The 18,540-nt window shown below is 30.4% G+C and carries 21 protein-coding genes; 3 read left to right on the top strand and 18 right to left on the bottom strand.

All coding sequences use genetic code 11. The annotated features are described in order from the left end of the window. The first annotated feature begins 381 nt into the window (after window positions 1–381). Window positions 382–1,170, top strand: a complete 789-nt coding sequence (locus HGI79_RS08590; RefSeq protein WP_185650308.1) for a bifunctional 2-polyprenyl-6-hydroxyphenol methylase/3-demethylubiquinol 3-O-methyltransferase UbiG — start codon at window positions 382–384, stop codon at window positions 1,168–1,170. 648 nt (window positions 1,171–1,818) lie between these two features. Here HGI79_RS08590 and rnfB read toward each other — a convergent pair. The 8 genes from rnfB to HGI79_RS08550 form a co-directional block, all read right to left on the bottom strand. Beyond that, the gene (gene rnfB, locus HGI79_RS08585; protein ID WP_185650307.1) at window positions 1,819–2,694 is read right to left on the bottom strand and encodes an RnfABCDGE type electron transport complex subunit B; all 876 of its coding nucleotides are present in this window, start codon (window positions 2,692–2,694) and stop codon (window positions 1,819–1,821) included. 20 nt (window positions 2,695–2,714) lie between these two features. After that, window positions 2,715–3,296 carry an electron transport complex protein RnfA gene (locus HGI79_RS08580; protein WP_185650306.1) on the bottom strand — a complete coding sequence of 194 codons (582 nt, stop codon included), beginning with the start codon at window positions 3,294–3,296 and terminating at the stop codon, window positions 2,715–2,717. Beyond that, window positions 3,296–3,919, bottom strand: coding sequence for an electron transport complex subunit RsxE (rsxE, locus tag HGI79_RS08575; protein ID WP_185650305.1), 624 nt, complete (start codon window positions 3,917–3,919; stop codon window positions 3,296–3,298). Before rsxE ends, HGI79_RS08580 begins: the two co-directional genes overlap by 1 nt. Window position 3,920: 1 nt before the next feature. Further along, complete coding sequence (locus HGI79_RS08570) at window positions 3,921–4,484, bottom strand: RnfABCDGE type electron transport complex subunit G (RefSeq protein ID WP_185650304.1); 564 nt, start codon at window positions 4,482–4,484, stop codon at window positions 3,921–3,923. Window positions 4,485–4,488: 4 nt separating this feature from the next. After that, window positions 4,489–5,478 carry an RnfABCDGE type electron transport complex subunit D gene (locus HGI79_RS08565; protein WP_185650303.1) on the bottom strand — a complete coding sequence of 330 codons (990 nt, stop codon included), beginning with the start codon at window positions 5,476–5,478 and terminating at the stop codon, window positions 4,489–4,491. Window positions 5,479–5,492: 14 nt separating this feature from the next. Continuing rightward, on the bottom strand, window positions 5,493–6,812 hold the full coding sequence (rsxC, locus tag HGI79_RS08560) for an electron transport complex subunit RsxC (RefSeq protein WP_185650302.1): 1,320 nt from the start codon (window positions 6,810–6,812) through the stop codon (window positions 5,493–5,495). Between the two features lie 76 nt (window positions 6,813–6,888). Continuing rightward, a complete protein-coding gene (locus HGI79_RS08555) occupies window positions 6,889–7,305 on the bottom strand; it encodes a SoxR reducing system RseC family protein (RefSeq protein ID WP_185650301.1) in 417 nt (138 codons plus the stop codon). A gap of 249 nt (window positions 7,306–7,554) precedes the next feature. Next, window positions 7,555–8,679, bottom strand: coding sequence for a D-alanyl-D-alanine carboxypeptidase family protein (locus HGI79_RS08550; RefSeq protein WP_185650300.1), 1,125 nt, complete (start codon window positions 8,677–8,679; stop codon window positions 7,555–7,557). Window positions 8,680–8,877: 198 nt separating this feature from the next. On the opposite strand from HGI79_RS08550, the gene HGI79_RS08545 reads away from it, so the two are divergent. Both HGI79_RS08545 and ytfJ read left to right on the top strand, forming a co-directional pair. Further along, window positions 8,878–9,417: a DUF2953 domain-containing protein gene (locus HGI79_RS08545; RefSeq protein WP_185650299.1), complete on the top strand. Its 540-nt coding sequence runs from the start codon at window positions 8,878–8,880 to the stop codon at window positions 9,415–9,417. Window positions 9,418–9,436: 19 nt separating this feature from the next. Continuing rightward, the gene (ytfJ, locus tag HGI79_RS08540; RefSeq protein ID WP_185650298.1) at window positions 9,437–9,862 is read left to right on the top strand and encodes a GerW family sporulation protein; all 426 of its coding nucleotides are present in this window, start codon (window positions 9,437–9,439) and stop codon (window positions 9,860–9,862) included. Between the two features lie 35 nt (window positions 9,863–9,897). On the opposite strand, the gene scpB is transcribed toward ytfJ, so the two are convergent. The 10 genes from scpB to spo0A form a co-directional block, all read right to left on the bottom strand. After that, entirely contained in the window at window positions 9,898–10,491 is a 594-nt protein-coding gene (scpB, locus tag HGI79_RS08535; RefSeq protein WP_185650297.1) for an SMC-Scp complex subunit ScpB, read from the bottom strand. Next, window positions 10,445–11,239 carry a segregation/condensation protein A gene (locus HGI79_RS08530; RefSeq protein ID WP_185650296.1) on the bottom strand — a complete coding sequence of 265 codons (795 nt, stop codon included), beginning with the start codon at window positions 11,237–11,239 and terminating at the stop codon, window positions 10,445–10,447. Before HGI79_RS08530 ends, scpB begins: the two co-directional genes overlap by 47 nt. A gap of 524 nt (window positions 11,240–11,763) precedes the next feature. Beyond that, a complete protein-coding gene (locus HGI79_RS08525; protein ID WP_185650295.1) occupies window positions 11,764–12,942 on the bottom strand; it encodes a D-alanyl-D-alanine carboxypeptidase family protein in 1,179 nt (392 codons plus the stop codon). Between the two features lie 139 nt (window positions 12,943–13,081). Next, window positions 13,082–14,257 carry a phosphopentomutase gene (locus tag HGI79_RS08520; RefSeq protein WP_185650294.1) on the bottom strand — a complete coding sequence of 392 codons (1,176 nt, stop codon included), beginning with the start codon at window positions 14,255–14,257 and terminating at the stop codon, window positions 13,082–13,084. 70 nt (window positions 14,258–14,327) lie between these two features. Next, window positions 14,328–15,206 carry a site-specific tyrosine recombinase XerD gene (gene xerD / locus HGI79_RS08515; RefSeq protein ID WP_185650293.1) on the bottom strand — a complete coding sequence of 293 codons (879 nt, stop codon included), beginning with the start codon at window positions 15,204–15,206 and terminating at the stop codon, window positions 14,328–14,330. Between the two features lie 24 nt (window positions 15,207–15,230). After that, entirely contained in the window at window positions 15,231–15,461 is a 231-nt protein-coding gene (locus tag HGI79_RS08510; RefSeq protein WP_185650292.1) for an endonuclease III, read from the bottom strand. Continuing rightward, a complete protein-coding gene (spoIIM, locus tag HGI79_RS08505) occupies window positions 15,458–16,108 on the bottom strand; it encodes a stage II sporulation protein M (protein WP_185650291.1) in 651 nt (216 codons plus the stop codon). The genes HGI79_RS08510 and spoIIM overlap by 4 nt, the downstream gene beginning before the upstream one ends. A gap of 68 nt (window positions 16,109–16,176) precedes the next feature. Beyond that, on the bottom strand, window positions 16,177–16,698 hold the full coding sequence (locus HGI79_RS08500) for an NUDIX hydrolase (RefSeq protein ID WP_185650290.1): 522 nt from the start codon (window positions 16,696–16,698) through the stop codon (window positions 16,177–16,179). A gap of 123 nt (window positions 16,699–16,821) precedes the next feature. Continuing rightward, a complete protein-coding gene (locus HGI79_RS08495; RefSeq protein WP_185650289.1) occupies window positions 16,822–17,013 on the bottom strand; it encodes a hypothetical protein in 192 nt (63 codons plus the stop codon). 527 nt (window positions 17,014–17,540) lie between these two features. Next, complete coding sequence (gene spo0A / locus HGI79_RS08490; RefSeq protein ID WP_185650288.1) at window positions 17,541–18,356, bottom strand: sporulation transcription factor Spo0A; 816 nt, start codon at window positions 18,354–18,356, stop codon at window positions 17,541–17,543. Window positions 18,357–18,540 lie beyond the last annotated feature (184 nt).

Genomic DNA, 18,540 nt, shown 5'->3' with positions numbered 1-18,540 from the left:
TTACTATTATTATGTGTATTTTTATATTTATAATGCATGAATCTTACATAAGGAAAGAAACAGCTATTATTATGTATATACTCATCTAGAATACTTATAGGTATAAAAACTAAAAAATATTTTCAAAACCTCATTACTGCACCTCTATTAGTAAATAATAGGACTATTAAATCTAAAGACTATTTTATAATATATGACTAAGTTATATTTTATAAAAATTACTAAACTAATATAAGTAATTTATATTTATTCTTACATTGTAAATGTGTTAGTGTTATAGTAAAATTTTATATATTAATTTATATATAGAAAACTAGGCTCGAAGTGTAAGTTAAATTTAGGGCACGATGATCTTTAACATACAAATCAGGAGGATTTCAAATGCAAGAGGAACATACTAGAGTGAATGAGTTAGCCTGGAATCAAATGGCATATGAGGCATGGGTTTACCGTTTTGGCTCTCCTAGCGAAGCTTCTCAAAAAATAATGTCAGATCCTACTTCTAAACTTGGATTACTAAGTCAGTATTTAACTGATGTGAAAAACAAAAAGATAGCTAATCTGCTTGGATCTCATGGTACAAAAGCAGTATCTTTAGCTTTAATGGGAGCAGATGTTACTGTAATAGATTTTTCTTATGAAAATTCTAGATATGCATTAGATTTAGCTAGAGAATGTGGTGTTGAAATTAATTACATAGTCTCTGATGTACTTAAGATTCCAGCGGAAAATATAACTGGAGACTATGATATAGTTTTTTGTGAATTAGGTATACTTCATTATTTTATAGATTTAAATCCATTTTTTAATATAGCTTCTAGGTTACTTCGTAAGGGTGGAATTTTTATTGTAGAAGATTTTCATCCTATTTCAACAAAACTTATAACGAGTAAAGGTAAAAAACATAAAGTTACTGGGGATTATTTTAGTAAAGATATTGAAGAAACTGAGGTTGCATATATGAAATTTGTACCTGGTTTTGAAAATCTTACGGATGAAGAAAAATCATCCTTTCAGAAAGCTTATTTAAGGAAATGGACTATGGGTGAAATTATAACTTCTATTGCTAATAATAGTTTATACATAAAAACATTAGAGGAAACTGAAGGCCCTAAACCTGAAGATAAAGGAATACCTAAACTTTTTACAATAGTGTCAGAAAAACTATAGATACTAAACCTAGAAACTTGACTTAACCACCGGGGTATATTACCAGTTCTTAGGCACCATAAATACTTTTTTATGAGTCTAAAGCTTGGATTGTGGAAAAACCTAAGAACTTTGATAAACTCGTTTCACTCAAACATATCTAAAGTTCTAAGGTTTTTCCACAATCCGTCGCTAAGACTCATTAAAAAAGTATTTAAATATGCCGTCAGAACTGGCAATATACCCCTATACATAAGTAAGTCTTAGAAGTTGGGTATCTATAGAGGAAATTGCATAATTCAAAATTTATATTTTACACGACTGCACATTGGTGGTTAAACTCAATATAAACTACCACATAAAGTATTAGCACTTTTTAAAATAATAAATATGAAATTTCCTCTATAGGTAACCACAGTAAAAATTTAACTTATGCGTAGGAATATGCTGACAAAACTGAAGCACATTTAAAAACTTTTTTGTCAGTCTTAGTGAAGTGTTTTTAGAAAATCTTAGAGCCTTATATATGTTTGAGCATAGCGAGTTTATATAAGGTTCTTAGATTTTCAAAAACACGAACTTTAGACTGATTAAAAGTTTTTAACGTGCTGAAGTTTGTCAGCATATTCTGGAGCATAAGTTAAATTTCGGGCATGGTTATCTATATTGCTATACACTAGTTATGTTATCAGTACTCTCTTCCTGAGCCTTTGCTGATACTGGTATTCCCGTTGACACTATAGCTCCAGTTGGACATTTAGCTATACATGTAGGATCACTACATTTTTCACTACATATATGAGTATCAACTATTGCCAAGTTATTCTCAACTTTGATAGCCTCAAAGGAACAATTTTTACTGCAGATACCACAGCCAATACATGCAGCCTTACATAACTTTCGTGCTATAGCTCCTTTATCCTTAGAGTTGCAGTTAACCTCTACCATTGTGTTAACTGGAATAATTTTGATTACCTTTTTAGGACAAACCGTTTCACACTTACCACAACCTGTACATTTTTCTTTGTCTACTATAGGTATGCCATCCTTTCCTATAGACATTGCTTCAAAGGGACAATTATTAACACAGGTTCCTAATCCTAGACAACCATATTTACATGATTTAGGTCCTGATTGTAATAAATTAGCAGCAACACAATCTTGTACACCCACATAATTATAATCCTTTGATGCATTTGCTACTGTTCCTTTACATGCTATATAAGCAAATCTAGTTTCTATCTCTGGTGCAATTTTTCCTGTTAACTCTGCTACTGTATTAGCTACGGGTTTCTTCCCAGGAATACAAAGATTTGGAGGAACATCGGCATTCATAACTACTGCCTCAGCGTAAGCCTGACAGCCAGCATATCCACAAGCACCACACTGTCCCTTTGGAAGCACATCCTCCACCATGTGTATTAAAGGGTTAACTTCAACAGCAAACTTTTTATTTGCATAGGCCAATATAAGTCCAAATATAAGACCTACAGCTGTCATAACCACCAAAACCATTATTGCAATATTTAAAACTCCACTATTCATAATTATTCCCCAGCTCCTTTCTATAAAGCAATCATGCCTGAAAAACCAAGGAATGATAAAGCCAGCATACCTGCTAAAATAAACGCAATACCAAGGCCCTCAAGTGGTTTAGGCACATCGGCTAGTCTTAATTTCTCTCTTAAGCTTGCCATTAAAATTATTGCTAAAGCAAATCCCATACCTGATCCTACTGCATGAACTACACTTTTTGTAAATGAAAAATTTGATTCAACATTTAAAAGTGGAACACCAAGCACAACGCAGTTTGTTGCAATTAGCAATAGATATATTCCCCACATATTATATAAAGCAGGAGCCTGCTTTTTTATAACCATTTCTAAAAGTTGTACAAAACTAGCTATTAATAGCACGAATACTACAGTTGTCAGGAATGTCAAGTGGAAAGGTGCAAGTACAAAATGATAAACGAGCCATGCTAGCATTGTACTTAGCGTCATAACAGAGCTTACCGCCATTCCCATACCAATTGAAGCATTTAAGTTTTTGGAAACTCCAAAAAAAATACATAATCCAAGAAATCTAGTTAAAACAAAGTTATTTACTACAACAGCACTTATAAAAAGAGTTAAATATTCTTTCATTATAATTCACCTCTTTGGACTTTAATTTTTTCTCTGTGCTGATTATATATTTTAAAAGCACCAACCAGATATCCAATTAATATAAAAGCACCAGGAGGTAAAATCATAATTAATGCTGGATTATACCATACTCCAAGCAATTTAATACCAAATATAGATCCTGCTCCAAATAGCTCACGTATTACACCAATTAATAATAAAGCTAGTGAAAAACCTGTTCCCATTCCTAATCCATCCAAAAATGATGGTACTACAGAATTTTTTGATGCAAATACTTCAGCACGAGCTAATATAATAGCAAAAACCACTATTAGTGCCAAATAAATACCTAATGCCTTATATAGTATAGGTGCAAAAGCCTGTAATATTAATTGAACTAATGTAACAATAGTAGCTATAGAAGTTATATAAACCGGCACACGAACCTTAGGGTTAACAAATTTTCTTGTTAACGACACTACTGTATTATTAGCAGTTATAACAAACATCACAGAAAGCCCCATAGTTAGAGCATTTACGGCTGTGCTGGTTACCGCCAACGCAGGACAGAGGCTTAAAGCAAGTACGAATATAGGATTTTCTTCAATTATGCCTTTTTTGTATATATTCCATAATTCCTTCATACTATTTACCTCCTGTAAATTTAGAAACTTCTTCTACAGCTTCTTTAATACCTTTAGTAACTGCTCTTGAAGAAATAGTAGCTCCAGTCATAGCTTGAATATTTTTAGTATTAGATGGGTCTTTAGTAACTATGAGCTCATCAAAGTTCTTCCCTTTAAACTGTCCTTTAAAGGGTTCATCTTGTGCATTACTTCCAAGCCCCGGGGTCTCATTATGAGATACTATATCAAAATTAATAACTTTCCCGTGGGTTGAAACTGCTACAAGGATTTTAATAGCCCCTCCATAGCCCTTACTTTCTGCAGGTACTACATAAGCAATGGTTTTTCCACCCTTTTCAGCAGCATACCAATCTTTTTTATCTTCTATAGGCCTAAAATTTTCAGCATCTTTAACTAATGCTTTCATGGAATTATTTTTAAGAATAGCTGCTTTCTGCAGGGCAATGGGTTCAGTTATAAAGTATGTTACAGCAATAATTACACCTGATATAAAACATGCAGCTGTCAAATTCATTGCAATCTGAAAAATACTATACTCTTTATTAACATGATTTATAGACATTTCATTACCTCCTTGAACCAAATTTAATTGGAGGACATAAACGATCAATAAGAGGTGTAACACTGTTCATTAGCAGAATAGCGTAACAAACACCTTCTGGATAGCCACCTTTAAGTCTAATTAAACTTGTAAGCACTCCTGCACCAATAGCAAAAATAATTTGCCCTTTACGGGTAATTGGTATTGTAACCATATCTGTAGCCATAAAGAAAGCCCCAATTATTAGACCACCAGCCATCATATGAAAAATCGGGTCTCCCGTAAATAAACCTAATGGACCAAATATCCATGTTAAGATTCCTACGGTTCCAATCATTAAAACTGGTACTTGCCAATTCACATAACCTTTATAAATTAAAAATATCCCACCAAGAACAAGTAAAATAGTAGAAGTCTCACCAATACTTCCATTACGAGTTCCAATAAATAATGCCTTGTACAGGTTAACATTACCACCAAAGATTTCGATTAATTTAGAATATCCTTGCTGCTTCAATATATTTAACGGTGTAGCGGAAGTTACAGTATCAACAACAGTGGTCATATTACTCCAGGTAGTCATAGCCACTGGCCAGGAAACCATTAGAGCAGCTCTTCCTATATGCGCTGGATTAAATATGTTGTATCCTAGCCCACCCATAGAATGCTTAGCAATTACGATTGCTATAAATGATCCAACAGCCGCCATATAAGGTGGTATTGTTGGTGGTAAACACATAGATAATATTAAACCTGTTAAAAATGCACTTCCATCACTGATAGTTATTGGCTTCCCTCTAAATCTTTGTATTAAATATTCAAAACCAACAGCAGATATTACTCCTACAGCAATTACTATTAATGCTTTTATACCAAAATTATATACACCAAAAATGGCTGCTGGCGCCAAAGCTATGTTAACACTCCACATAATTTTTGCAATAGATTCTTCTGATCGAATATGTGGTGATGCAGAGACAGTTAAAAGATTTTCAGTTATTTTTGTTTCAGCCATATATAAATCATCTCCTATTTTTTTAATGTAAGTGCTGCATTTTGAGCCTTGCAATATCTTACATATTGAACAATATTACGTTTTGCTGGACACCCGTAAACACAACTTCCACATTCCACACAATCTAAAAGATTATAATCTTCTTTTGCCTCTTCAAATAAATTGCGCTGACCAAGAATACTCAGCATACTTGGATTTAATCCCATAGGACACGCATCTATACAACGTCCACACCTAATACAGGGTTCTTCCTTCCCATAGTTAATATCTTCTTTACTCAAAGCTAAAATTCCTGATACGCCTTTGATTACAGGAACATCTAAACTACACTGAGCAAATCCCATCATAGGACCACCCATTATAATTTTTTCTGGAGTCTTTGAGAAACCACCACAAAAATTAATTGCATCACTAAATGTAGTCCCAATTCTAAGTAAAAGATTTTTAGGCTCTTTAATAGCTCCTCCACTAATTGTAGTTACTCTTTCTATAAGAGGAATTCCTTTTGTCACTGCATCATTTATAGCTATAACTGTACCTACATTTTGAACAACCACGCCTACATCCATAGGTAATCCACCAGAAGGTACTTCACGATTAAGTAACATCTTTATAAGCATTTTTTCAGCACCTTGTGGATACTTAGTTGGAAGTTCAACAACCTCTACTCCTGTTTCTTTAAAAACTTTCTTCATTAAAGCTGCGGCTTCTGGTTTGTTATCTTCTATACCTACAAATCCTTTGTTAACTCCAAGTATTTTCATGGCCATGTTAACTCCAGTAACAATACGCTCAGAGTATTCAAGCATCATTCTATAATCAGCAGTTAAGTATGGTTCACATTCTGCTGCATTTAATATAAATGCATCTATATTTTTTTCTGTTGATGGAGAAAGTTTTACATGAGTAGGAAAGGTAGCTCCACCCATACCAACTATACCTGCATTCCTAACAATTGTTTTTAACTCATCACTACTTAATTTGTTCCACTGACGGTCCGTTATAAATTCACTTTCCCATTGGTCTAATCCATCATTTTCAATTACTATTGATAAGCATTTACCAAATACAGGATGTGGATAATCACATACATCAACTACTTTGCCTGACAAAGAAGCATGGACATTACTAGAGACAAAAGCATCACTTTTGGCAATCACTTGTCCTTTTTTTACTGTATCTCCTTTTTTTACTGTTGGTTTACAGGGTACCCCAATATGTTGTCTTACTGGAATAATTACTCTGCTAGGGAGATCTGGTACTTCAATGGATTTATTACAAGTATAGGTCTTATAATCCATTGGGTGCACTCCCCCACGAAAGCTCTTGGACATTTTTAACACCTCTCTTTTTATAATTTTATATATCTATAAAGTAATAAAACTTAAGTAAACAAGTTATTGTAATCGTTTAGGATATTATACGTATTATGATTGGCTTTATTTTTTCATTCTTACCAGTATTCTTATCAAAGACTTTTATATAAATAACAGATATTATGAAAGCTACTATTCCACCACCAATTTGATATGTTATTTTTGATTGATGGATTTTTTCTGATAACAAAGTTCCAATAACACACCCTACTAGTATGGAGATAAGCGGCAATATATAAACGATAAATGCGGCTTTTAGCATATTAGTTTCTCGGATTTCTAATACAACTCTTTGTCCTGGTTTAGCTCTAATTTTATTCTGAACTTCTAAAACTGCTGCGTTATCACCTGGACAGGCACCACAATTTTTGCATTCTCCGTGCCTGTTTACTTTTACTTTTGCAATGTTACCAGATACTTCTATTACTACACCCTCCGCTTCTTTTTTCATATCCATCCTCCTACATACTTAATTATTACGTGTATACAAATAAAGAGTATTCATTCTGTTACAAACTTTATGATATAAATCGATAATATATGCTATAGCTTATTAGAATTTTTTATGTATATGTGTTGTAGTTTTGTATTCTATTACTTGCATAGAAGCTTAATTTATTTGAACATGCAAAAAAAGAAAATTTATTTTTCTATAAATAAATTTTCTTTTTTCCTGTAATTTTTTCTATTTATATTTAATTCATTTCATAAAAAACCATTTGTTTAATTTTTTTACTTTAAAATCATTTGCTGCCTGTAAGCTACTGCTGTAAATTAATTGTTCATCAGCATATATATTTAATGTCCCCACTTTATCGCCTTTGTTAACTGGATATTTTACCTGTTCTGGTTTTACAATCTTCACTGTATATTCCGATCCTTTTCTCACCGGAAGAATTACATCTTCTCCATGTACTAACTTTATGCTTCCTTTTTCTAAATTTATGTTACCTGCTTCTTCATTTTTTGAAAACATTTTTTTAAATTCATAATTTTCATTTACAAAATCATATATTTTTTTAGTTTCTTTCCATCGAGGAGTACAATTTAAAACTACCACTATAACATCGTTACCTTGTACATTTGCTGATGTAACTAAGCATTTTCCAGCCTTACCTGTATATCCAGTCTTTACCCCATTTGCTTCTGGAACTTGCCAAAGTATCTTATTTATATTATGATAGCTTCTAGTAAAGTCGAAATCCTTACCATCTACATCCTTAGTACTTACAATTTCATTAAATACTACATTTTCTTTAGCTTTAGCAGTAACTAAAGCTAAATCGTAGGCTGTAGAATAATGTTCATCGCTATCAAGACCATGGGGAGACTGAAAATGTGTATTAACGACTCCAATCTCACTGGCAAATTCATTCATAAGCTTTGCAAACTCCTCTACATTTCCACTAATTCCTTCTGCAATTGCTATTGCTGCATCATTTCCTGACCTAAGCATTAAACCATATAATAACTCTTTTAGTGTTATCTGTTCTCCCTTCTTATAACCTACAGTTGATCCTCTTATATTTGCTGCTTTCTCAGATATTTCTATTTTTTTATCCAGATTACCATATTTAAGAACAACTAATGTAGTCATAATTTTTGTAGTACTAGCCATAGGTACTAAGTCATATGCACTTTTTTCATACATAACTACTTTAGACTTGCTATCCATAGCAATTGCACATCTAGCATCCACATATATATTTCTATTAGTGCTGCTAGGGTTGTTTAATCTTAAAGCATTTGTTTTATAAGGAATAAATAAAGTTATAATAAAAATAGTTAACACCATCAAGGTTATTTTTTTGATTCTTTTCTTCATTCATATTCCTCCTATATTTAGCTATAGAATATAAGCAAATATATTAAATTTTCTACATCTACTTAATCACTGTGTATGGCACCCTATATATATTATTTCTTTAAATAACTAAATTAATCTTTAAATTTTTTCCATAAAGTTATATAAATCCATTATATGGTTATAATTAATAATGTATATAACGCCGGAGGATTAAAAATGTTTTTTACTTTAGTTTTTTTAATCTTATTATTTATAGTGTTATTCTTTCCAATCCCTATAAAAATAAGTATTAAGTATTTAGATAGAAAATTAGACATACGTGTTTATAAAATAAATATAGATAAAATTTTATTAAAGACAAGATTAAAAGTTAAACGTAGAGTTGAATATAAAGAAGATCAAAGGCCTATACTTCTAAACACCTTAAAAATTTTATTAAAATCTTTAAGAGATATTAAGTATAAGTTAAATTTAAGGGTTACATTAAATTTAATTTATGGATTAGAAGATGCAGCGTATACTGCCCTTATATATGGGATTCTTTGTTCTTTTTGTCCTATATTTTTACAGCTTCTTAGCTTGGTATTTAACCTTAAAGATCCTCATTTAAATATACATCCAGAATATAATAAGAATACTTTACGGCTCGAAATTAATAGTATAATTTATACCAGTTTAGCTAAAATTATTTATATATCTGTTATAGTATATAAAAATTTGCATAAAAACAGAAAGATAAATCTTGCTAATACATAAGTTAAAGGAGGAATTTTAAATGGATAGTCATCCTATAGAAAATTTATTAAAAGGTACTATGGAAAATCTAAAGGATATGATAGATGTTAACACCATAGTTGGAGATGCGGTGGAATCCAAAGATGGCTCCCTGATTATTCCTATATCAAGAGTATCCTTCGGATTTGTATCTGGTGGAAGTGAATTTGACTGTAAAACAGCTTCTTCATCTGATAGTTATCCTTTTGGAGGCGGCTCTGGTGCAGGAATTGCTGTAAAACCGGTAGCATTTCTTATAATAAAAAATGACTCTATAAGGCTTCTGTCTCTAGATCAACAGAATACTTATGATAAACTAGTAGATTCTATTCCTCAGGTTATGGATTTTATCAAAAACATGGTTTCATCAAAACATACGGATTGTCCAAATCAAACTGAACCCATTGAACCTACTAACGGTTGTTAACAAAGAGTGGAGACTGTGCTCCATTCTTTGTTATATTAATCTCCAAAATTTTCTTTATTTATATCTAAATCACTAGCAAAGATGCTTAAACTCGGTATCTGGTCAATATTTTGTAACCCAAAATACTTTAAAAATTCTTCAGTAGTTCCATATAATATCGGTCTTCCAGGCACATCTAATCTTCCTGATTCTTTAATTAATCCTTTTTCTACAAGACTGGATATAGCTCTATCACTTTTTACTCCCCTTATTTCATCAATATCTATTCTAGTTATAGGTTGTTTATATGCTATTATTGCTAAAGTTTCCAATGCAGCTTGAGAAAGAGACTGCCTTGAATTAATTCCTAGTAGCTTTTCTATATATGTACTATTTTCTGATTTAGTTACCAAACTATAAGTATTATTAATATCTATAATTTTTATGCCTCTGTTATCTTCATTATATAACTTTGCCATGTCTTTCATTAAATCTTTTGTGAAATTTATACTACATTCAATTATAGATGCAATTTGTTTAAGTTCCAGTGGTTCTCCAGACACAAATAATAATGATTCTATTATAGAAAAATATATATTTTTGCTAGATACTTGCTCTATTTCTACCTGATTGATATTCTCTTCCTTCATATTCACCTATCCTCTCCACAAAAATTTCTCTAAAGTTTTCTTCTTGAACTACAGTTATAACTTTTAATTTCATAAGCTCTAGCATAGCTAAAAATGTTACAACCACTTCTATTTTACTTGAACATTTATTTACTATACTTGAAAAAAGGACCTTATTTCCAATATAAATATTATTTTTTAAATATTCCATTTTATCTTCTATCTTAAACTTATCTACTGGTATTTCCCTATTTATTACACTTGAAGTATTTATTTTATTTCTATATATATCTATTATTTTATTGTATAATTCATATAAATGAAGCATAGTAACATTTTTAAGAAAATCTTTTACTTCCAGACTCTTTCTTTTATCTTCTATAATTTCTGGTTTTTTACTAAACATTCTGCCAAGCCCCTGTTCTCTCTCCTTAAAAAACTGTGCAGCAAGCTTAAATTGTTTATATTGCAATAACTTACCAATTAACTCTTTTGTTGGGTCATTTTCTCCTAAATTTTCAGCATTTTCATCTAATTTTGGCTTAGGAAGCAATAGTTTTGACTTTATTTCAATTAATGTAGCAGCAATAACTATAAATTCTGAAGTTATTTCTAAATCCATCTCTTCCATGGCACGTATATATTCCATGTATTGAGTTGTAACTTCATATATCCTTATATTGCATATATCCATCTTATTTTTCTTAATTAAATGTAGTAACAAGTCAAAAGGCCCCTCAAAATTCTCTATTTTTATATTTAAAGACATATGATACTCTCTCCTAAACTTCCTTGTAAATAGCTTTATTATTTATTGCTAATTATTTCCTTATTTTGTTAACGAATATATGTTTTATTAGCTTGTACATTTCTTAATTATCCATAGTACATATCCATAAGTCAATAACTTTATATTATTCTTGATCATAAATATAGGGTTCCTAGTTGGAAACTTAACTTACACGACCAAATATGCTGCCAAACTTCAGCACGTTAAAAACTTTTAATCAGTCTAAAGTTCGTGTTTAAGCAGAGATCCAAAATCTGTATTTTGATATGGTCCCTTACTCTGTGAGTACTACTCTGACCATAGGAAGAGTAGTTTCATAATAGATTTAAAAGAACCTTATATAAACTCGCTGTGCTCAAACATATATAAGGTTCTTAGTTTTTCTTAAACACTTCACTAGACTGATAAAAAAGTTTTTAAATGTGTCTTCAGTTTTAGCAACATATTCCTACGTATAAGTTAAATTTCTGGCAAGGTTATCTATATATCCCAAGCCTAAAACTTTAGATTCCTCTATCAAGAACTTTTATAAAGTTATTTTTTAAGTTATCAATAATTCCTGCTTTTTTTACGTCTCTATCACTGTAAAGTCCTACTTTTCCAGCTAATTCTCCATTTACGTAAACTTCGCAGTATCCTATTTCTTCATTTGCTTTGTATTCGCTCTTATTTTTATTTATAGAACATTTTTTTTCTATCTTACTATCTTTTCCTTTTTCCATTATAACATTTAAATCAGCCTTAGATTTTGCTATAAAAAATCTATCTCCTTTTTTATTTAAAAGAACCTTTTCTACTTCTGTATCTTTAGTTAAAACTTTTTTACTATCGTACTTTGAAAATCCGTAATTCATAAGCATGCTTGCATCTTTATTTCTAACTTTATAGGATGGTGACCCCATTATTACAGTTAACATTCTAACTCCATCTCTGGTTGCCGTAGCGGATATGCAATACTTTGCCTCATCTGTAAATCCTGTTTTTAATCCATCGCAACCTTTAAAAAATCTAACTAGTTTATTATGATTTACCAATCCAATAGGGCTTTTTCTACCTTCGGATATTGTCTCCATATATGTTCCCGTATACTTAAGTATTGTAGGATGTTTAAGTAATTCCCTTGACATTATAGCTATATCATAAGCTGTAGTTACATGCCCCTCTGCGTTTAGCCCTGTGCAATTTTTAAAAGTTGTATCTTTCATGCCTAGCTGCTGTGCTTTTTCATTCATAAGCTTTACGAAAGCTTCTTCGCTGCCTGCTAAGTACTCTGACATTGCCACAGCAGCGTCGTTTCCGGACGCTATACCTATACCCTTAATTAATTCTTCTACAGTTCTAACTTCTCCAGTATCTAAAAGCATAGAACTGCCACCCATTTTTTTTGAATTTTCACTTATAGTGACTTTATCAGCCATCTTTATTCTACCAGAATCTACTGCCTCCATAGTTAATAACATTGTCATTATTTTAGTAACTGATGCTGGTGCCAATTTTTCATGTGAACCTTTTTCAAATATTATTTTACCACTATTAGGTTCCATTAATAATGCAGATCTAGCGTCTACTGTTAACCCAGATTCACCAGTATTAGCCTCTACTTTAACAGGTGATAGAAAAATACTAATAGCAAAAAATACACTTAATACTAAGCTTGTTAGAGCTTTATTTTTTATTTTCATGTTACTTTCCTCCTTCCTTCTAATGTATTTTCTCCCGAATTTAATAATATTATCACAAAAATATTTAATTACACACAACATAAAAATACAGCATGCATGAGCTTAATGTTAACAAATGCATACTGTATTTTACATCTTATTATTTAATAATTACATTTTCCTTAAAACTTTCACCATATAGCTGATTATTTATATCTAGCAAATCTAATATAGTTTTACCTATATCACAGTAAGATGATCTAACTCCTATATTAGTTCCTTTTTTAATTTTACTCCCATACAAAAGAACTGGTATGTATTCTCTAGAATGGTCTGTGCTTTCGGTGGTTGGATCACAGCCATGATCCGCTGTAATAATTAACACATCATCATCTTCCATACTTGAAAGAAGTTCAGGAACTCTGTTATCAAAATCTACTAAGGCCTTTGCATAACCCTGTATATCGTTTCTATGACCATAATGCATATCAAAGTCTACTAGGTTAGTAAATATAAGTCCTGGTTTATTTTTCTTTATATATTCAAGAGTTTTATTTATTCCATCCATGTTGTCTTTTATATGAACTGCTTCAGTTATACCTTTTTTATTATATATATCTTCTATTTTACCAACAGCCATTACATTAAGATCATTTTCTTTTATATAATCAAGCATAGTTTTTTCAAATGGATCTAATGCAAAATCACGTCTATTAGCTGTTCTAGTAAACTGTCCATTTTCTCCAATAAAAGGTCTTGCAATAATCCTTCCAATTACTTTATCTCCTACAAACATTTCTCTTGCAATTTTACACATTTTATATAATTCATCTAGTGAAACTATATCTTCATGTGCTGCTATTTGAAAAACACTGTCAGCAGACGTATATACTATAGGATATCCGGTTTTTATATGTTCCGCACCTAATTCTTTTATTATCTCGGTTCCAGAAGCAACCTTATTTCCTATAATTCTTCTACCTATTTTTTCTTCAAACTCTTTTATAATATCAGTTGGGAATCCATTAGGATATGTATTTAGAGGTTCTTTCAGCACAATTCCTGCAATTTCCCAATGCCCTGTTACAGTATCTTTTCCTTTGGATAACTCCGCACATTTTCCAAAGGCTGCTGTTGGATTTTCTAACTTGTTAATATTTTTTATGTTTGGTATATATCCAAGTCCCATCTTCTCCATATTAGGCAATCTTATTCCACCTATTGCTTTAGATATGTTTCCTAAAGTATCACTTCCCACATCTCCAAAGTCTGCTGCATCTGGTAATTCTCCTACACCTACACTATCTAATACAATTAATATAACTCTTCTTACCATGTTTATCTCTCCTCTTTCACTTGGAAATTGTGCTTCATCTGTTATAGGGTTTCAAGCTGGAAACTTAATTTTAAGCTCTTGGATGTGAGTTTTTATAAACCTCAGCAATTTTATTTTTTCTAGAAATACTGGAATATATTTGTGTAGCAGATAAGTCCTTATGCCCTAAAAGCTCCTGAACTGATTTAATATCTGCTCCATTTTGCAGCAAGTGCACTGCAAAGGAATGTCTTAAAGTAAATGAGTTTATTGCTTTATCTATGCCAGCGTTATCTGCATAAAACTTAACTATCTTCCAAAAGCCTTGCCTTGACATTTGAACACCCTTTAAATTTAAAAAAAGTAAATCCAAATTATATAAGTTTATTTTAGGTCTTATTTTTATATAATCTTCAATACATTTTACCGCAAAGGATCCCATAGGTATTATTCTCTCTTGTTCTTTAGAGCCTTTACATTTTATATAAGCTAACTTCAAATTGACATTATATATAGTTAAAGATAACAGTTCCGATACTTTCATACCTGTAGCATACATAACCTCAAGCATAGCTTTATCTCTTATTCCCTTGTTCGTATCTATATCAGGTGCTTGCAGTAATTTATCAACTTCTTCTATGGTCAGTATTTTAGGAATATTGTGCTTAAGCTTTGGTATTTGATAACTAGTTATAGGATTTTCACTTACAATACCCTTTTCATAAAGATATTTATAAAAGTTTCTTAATGAAACTATGTTTCTTACAATGGAAGAAAGAGCTCTTCCATTTTTTTGTAAATACTGAACATAAGCCATAACAGAAACCATATCTATATCATTTAAACTCTCTTTTCTAGATTTAATAAAATCATAAAATCTAGTTATATCTCTAGTATAGGCATCTAATGTATTTTTACTTACACTTCTTTTTTCCAAATTCTCAATATATTTCAATAAAAAATCCTTCATAATTTTCTCCTAAATTTTCAAGGTTTATTGCTTTAAAAACTCATCAAAAACATCTATATAATAGTTTAGAAAGTTTAAGTTTTTATGAAATATATTATATACTAATATACTATTATCATAAATGTTAGGCTTATTAATAAAATTATATATAAAATAGTCTAAAAGCTTAGGCAGAATCATGCCCCAAAACATCATTACTGCAAAACACTTAAGGACAACAATAATAAACTCTGTAACTTCACTATTCATAGTCATATAATACCACTTCCTAAGCCAGCTATTATAAATTTTGCTATATTTGGTGTTACATAAGCTTCCACAAAAAAACCTATAAACATAATTACAGTTACTAATACAAAAGAAAGAGAGTAGGATGTGATTCTAACCCATATGTTAGACGTCCATTGTCTGTTTGTCCTATCTCTTAATATAGTTAAAGAAAATTCCATAGCTAAAACAGAAGCAAATATTATACAGGGAATATATATAATATTTTGCGGCAATACACCAAGCATAGAAAACCACATTCCTTTAATACCTAATGCATTTATTATAAAGCTTGTAGCAAATCCCATGGTAAAACCTTTGATTACATCAATTATAAGTATAACAGGAATTCCCACCATTGTAAGACCAAGAAACCAAACTATTAACAAAATAGGTATATTTACTTTAATAGTTTCTAACAGTATCAATTTATAGTTTACTCCTTCAGAATTAACTGTAGAACTAAAGTTTTTAAAGTAACTTAAGAGATCACTTTTTTCAAAGCTCCCCATATATCTAACACTATAAATTCCTAGTACTATACCAGTACAAACACATAAGAGACTTACAACATAGAGCCAAAAATTATTCTGTACATGCTTATTAATAATATTTAACATTTTGTTTTCTGACATATTTTATCCCCCTTTTGTTTAATCACCTTGTAATATTTATGATTAACAAAAGAGTTATATGACTAATCTTATATCATCATAAAAGCAGAAATTGTTTTAGCATCTATTATATCTCCATTTTTTATCAATTCTTTAACTTTATCCACTTTATATTCTTTAACATTTATAAATTCATCTTCATCGCCTAAGTTATCGTTACCCTTATACAATTCTTCTGCCTTATAAATATAAATGTATTCATCACAGAAACCTGGAGTTGTGACTATTTTCCCTAAATATTGAAAACTTGCTGCCTTATAACCTGTTTCTTCTTCCAGTTCTCTAATTCCACAAACTTCTATATCTTCACCTTTTTCAATTTTACCAGCTGGGAGCTCCAGTAAAATCCTTTCTACTGGTTTTCTGTATTGCTCTACTAGAAGCACAGTGTCTTTATCTTTAAAAGCTAAAACAGCAACACCACCTGAATGGTTAACAATTTCTCTACTTGATTCTTTTCCATTAGGTAATTGAACAGTATGCAGATTTACATCTATTATTTTACCTTTATATATACTTTGGCTTTTAATGGTTCTTTCAGTAAAATCCAACTTATTACACCTCCAATTGATATCCCAAATTAAATTTACATATATTATGCTGCCTTTATTTACAATAATTTTATCCTTTTACTAAACCGTTGTCAATTAAAGACATATTATAATTATATATAATTAAGCTTTATGATTTGTTGCCTCTATCTGATCATTAATTTTCTTTAAAAGTCTTTTATAATATCTTATTATCTCTTTTAATTCTTCTTCTTTATCTGTATCTTCTGCAACTCTTTCTCTAAGTTCATTAATTCTGCTGCGTATCAAATTTTGTATATTCATAATTTCTTCACTTTCAAATTCTATTTTCATTTTATCACCTTCCTTGTTAAAATATTATGTTATTTAGTAACTTTTTAGAATTTTAGATTACTTGTAACTTTAATTTATATCGGTATTAACTATTAAAATTTATATTCTAAGCACTTTATGATTTTTTAAGTATTCTATATATAAAGATATTCTTTTATTATGATTACTTATCCTTTATTTTTTATGTATTTTTTACTTTTTGATATTATAGTTTCAGAATAATTCTTCATTATAAGTTTTATCCATGATTACCCGCTCTAACATCCTCACCTTTATATAAAACCAATTAAATAAAAAATAATACACCTCCTTATTGTGATTTATAAATAAGAAGGTGTTATTAGATTAACTACTAAATATTAATTTGTTTATACTCTAAAATTTATTTAACAAGTTTTTATCCTGTGACTACCTACTCTGATACTCCCATATCTTTCAGAGTAATAGCAAAGAGTACCATCCCTAGATAACGATTTTTAAGTTTTAGGTAGACTAAAAACTCACTCTGAAGCTAAGCACTCTATTTATTATGATACTTTATTCTTTAATCTCAACTTATCAGCAACCATTGCTATAAATTCACTATTTGTAGGCTTGCCTTTATCATTATGTATTGTATATCCAAATATTTTATTTATAGTTTCTACCTGTCCTCTTGACCAAGCAACTTCTATAGCATGCCTTATTGCTCTTTCTACTCTACTTGCTGTAGTATTAAACTTCTTAGCTATTGAAGGATATAGCTCCTTTGTTACAGCTGAAAGAAGTTCCATGTTATTTACAACCATAGTTATTGCTTCTCTCAGATACATATATCCTTTTATATGAGCTGGGACTCCTATTTCATGTATAATATTTGTTATTTCTTGTTCTAAATTTGTTGGTTCACTTTTAGATAACTTTATTTCAGTAGTATCTATTAAGGAAATTGTTTTCTTTGTTTCGTCACCATTACCTATGGTATTATTAAACATTTGTCTTATTCTTTTTGTAAAAACATCCATATCAAATGGTTTAACCACATAATAATCTGCTCCAAGTCTAATAGCACTTTGAGTAATTTTATCTTGACCTACAGCTGAAAGAACTATTATTCTTGGCATTGGACTTATATTCATGCCATTTAATCTTTCTAAAACCCCTAGTCCGTCAAGATGAGGCATAATTATATCTAATACTACTAAGTCCGGTTTCTTTTCTTCAATAAGCTTTAAGGCTTCTAATCCATCTTTAGCAATACCAGTAACCACTATATCTCTCTGATTTAGTAGATAATCATTAAGAATATTACAAAACTCTTTATTATCATCTGCTATAATTACACTTATTTTTGATTCTTCCATATTACTTACTCCCCTTTATTATTATTAAATTCCCATATCTTAACAAATAATACATTCGACAAAAGAATTTTAATTCCTTCTTATAGATAAAACTTTTTATCAAATATAATAGAAGATAGCATCATATAATGCTATCTTCTATTATACAATAATTTACTTTTATTTTGCTATACTTTTATTTACA

It is taken from the genome of Clostridium sp. DJ247 (genome assembly GCF_014231265.1).
This window is presented reverse-complemented; position numbering and strand designations above follow the sequence as displayed.